The organism is Muriicola sp., assembly GCF_049669965.1.
Taxonomy (GTDB): domain Bacteria; phylum Bacteroidota; class Bacteroidia; order Flavobacteriales; family Flavobacteriaceae; genus Muriicola.
This window is the reverse complement of the sequence record NZ_JBATLB010000103.1, coordinates 1-2,555: the sequence shown is the minus strand read 5'-3', so window position 1 is coordinate 2,555 and position 2,555 is coordinate 1. Positions and strand designations below refer to the sequence as shown.

4 protein-coding genes are annotated in these 2,555 nt (G+C 43.2%); all 4 read right to left on the bottom strand.

The features are described from left to right. Positions 1-454 (bottom strand): bifunctional folylpolyglutamate synthase/dihydrofolate synthase (locus tag WBM49_RS05455; protein ID WP_424371053.1); only part of this gene is annotated, 454 nt, incomplete at its 3' end. A 4-nt stretch (positions 455-458) separates the two neighbouring features. Further along, the gene (locus WBM49_RS05450) at positions 459-1,343 is read right to left on the bottom strand and encodes an energy transducer TonB (protein ID WP_424371052.1); all 885 of its coding nucleotides are present in this window, start codon (positions 1,341-1,343) and stop codon (positions 459-461) included. Beyond that, positions 1,343-1,729, bottom strand: a complete 387-nt coding sequence (locus tag WBM49_RS05445) for an ExbD/TolR family protein (RefSeq protein WP_424371051.1) — start codon at positions 1,727-1,729, stop codon at positions 1,343-1,345. The genes WBM49_RS05450 and WBM49_RS05445 overlap by 1 nt, the downstream gene beginning before the upstream one ends. A gap of 9 nt (positions 1,730-1,738) precedes the next feature. Beyond that, complete coding sequence (locus tag WBM49_RS05440) at positions 1,739-2,431, bottom strand: MotA/TolQ/ExbB proton channel family protein (RefSeq protein WP_424371050.1); 693 nt, start codon at positions 2,429-2,431, stop codon at positions 1,739-1,741. Positions 2,432-2,555: the final 124 nt, after the last annotated feature.

Sequence of the window (2,555 nt, the reverse complement as noted above, 5' to 3'; positions counted from 1 at the left end):
AATCTAGCCTTCCCCCCAGTCCTACTTCTATGACAGCGATATCAACGGATTCTTTTGAAAAATATTCAAAAGCCATGGCCACGGTCATTTCAAAGAACGACATATGATTGCGTTCAATATATTTCTTGTTCTCCCGGATAAAGAGTACCACCTCTTTTTCCGGGATCATCACCCCATTGATCCTTATTCGTTCTCTAAAATCCTTTAAATGCGGGGAGGTATACAAACCAACCTTATAGCCTGCTTCTGCCAGGATGGAGGCAAGCATATGACTACTGGAGCCTTTACCATTTGTGCCGGCCACATGAATACTCCTGAATTTTTTTTGAGGTTCTCCTAAATGCGAAGCAAAAGACTGGATTCCCTGTAGTTTTCCATTATAAGCCGTCACCCCTTTTTGCTGGTACATTGGAAGTTGTGCAAACATCCAATCCAAGGTTTCCTGGTAGGTCATGTATCTATTCTCCCAGTTTAAAGTTGACGACCACAAAACCCACCTGCTGGTTTGGTGCCTTGGAGTCTAAATTCCAACTGTGAAGGAAAGCGGTCTTGCGGGCAGGCTCTAACAAACAAGGATTATTATTCGTGGTGCCTTTTACTCCCGGAGTGGCTTCAATAACCTTGCCGTTGCGATCTACAACAATCCTTACCACTACCCGGCCTTCTTCATTGCATTCTTGTTGCACTTTACCTTGGTTGACCAATGATCTGCCATTTAGGCCATAGCCACCTGTTCCGCTACCCGAACCGGGACTGCCGTAATAACTGGTTGCATAAGGATCTCCATTTAACTGCCCTTTATCTCCTGGTTTGGAGTCATCGCCCTCACTTCCCTGCGCAGTTCCATCAGAGCTATTTAAACCCCCCATCAGGGCGTCTAGTTTCTTTTTCTTGGCTTCTTCTTCTAACCTGGCCTTTTCGGCCGCAGCTTGTTTGGCCTTTTCAACCCTTTCTGCTTCTTCTTTGACCTTTCTGGCTGCCTCCTCCTCCTTGCGTTTGGCTTCGGCCTGTTGTTTTATCAGGATAGATTCTTCGTTATCCTGGGTAAGTACTTTTTCAGCTTCCTTTACCGGAGTAACTGGTTCTATGGTGGGCTCTTCTGCTTTTTCCGGGACTTGCTCCGTAATTTCTGGTGTTTCGTTCTTTTGAGGCTGCAGCTTTTCTTTTGGCTGTACCGTACCCGACCCAAAATCCATACTTCCAAAATTTACGGTAATACCATTTTCAATAGGGGGATCCATATAGGTTAGCCCTATATAGAAAAGCAATAGCAGTAATGCACTTAACAGAAAGACTGTTAGTGAGAAGGATTTTTTCTTGTGTCTCGTATCTAGGAACGACATTAATTTGGTCGCACTGCCAGGATCACCTTATAATTATTCTTATTGGCAATATCCATAACGTTTACAGCCTCTTTTATGGCCACACTTTCTTCTGCCCTCAGAATAATTGTTGGGTTCTCTTTCCCTTCCAATGCTTTTTTTAGTTCAATTTCAATATATGCTCCGTTAATCTGCTGGTTGTTCACAAAATATTCCAGATCCCGATTTATAGAAACGGATACGTTCTGGGTATTCGTAGATTTTCCCTTCGCCTTTGGCAATAGTAAGTCGAGCGCATTGGGAGAATTTGCCGTTAACATAAAAAAGATAAGCAAGAGGAATACGATGTCTGTCATTGAAGACATGCTAAACTCCGGACTGATCTTATTTCTTCCTTTCAGTTTCATAGGATGGAGTTAAACAGGTTCGTTCAAAAGATCAAGAAATTCTACTGCGTTGGCCTCCATCTTATGGATTACCTTATCTATGCGGTTCACTAAATGATTATAGCCCATATAGGCTATGATCCCAACAACTAATCCGGCTACGGTAGTGGTCATTGCAGTGTAGATCCCCGAAGCCAAAGCACCCATCTCCGCTTGTCCGCCACTACTTGCCATCTGATGAAAGGCAAGGATCATCCCTATGACCGTTCCTAAGAATCCAATCATGGGAGCTGCACCGGCTACAGTGGCAAGGACATTGACATTCTTTTCCAACTTATAAACTTCCAAAGTTCCGGCGTTCTCAATAGCCGCATTGATGTCGTCCAAAGGCTTGCCAATCCTGGAAACGCCTTTTTCCGTTAACCTTGCAACCGGAGAATCTGTCTGGGCACAGAGGATCTTGGCAGCCTCTAGCTTACCATTCATGACGTGATCCCTGATCTGATTCATAAAATTCTTGTCGATCGTAGAGGCCGCCTTTACCGCCATTAATCGTTCAAAATAAATAGACAAGGCCACAGCAAGCATGGCAAATAAAACCGAAATAATGACGATACTCCCGGTACCCCCACTTAAGATTAAATCGATGACAGAAAGTGTCTTTTCTTCAGATATAACCTCTCCTACCTGTGATTCATTCACAAGATCTTGAAACATTAACATATGCGTTCTCTTATTAATTTGCCCCTATAACGGTATTATGCAGATTTAATTATGCATTCAATACTAAATTTCTAATTAGAATAAAAGTGACCGAACCAGCCAAGAAACCTAGGAGTGCCAACCA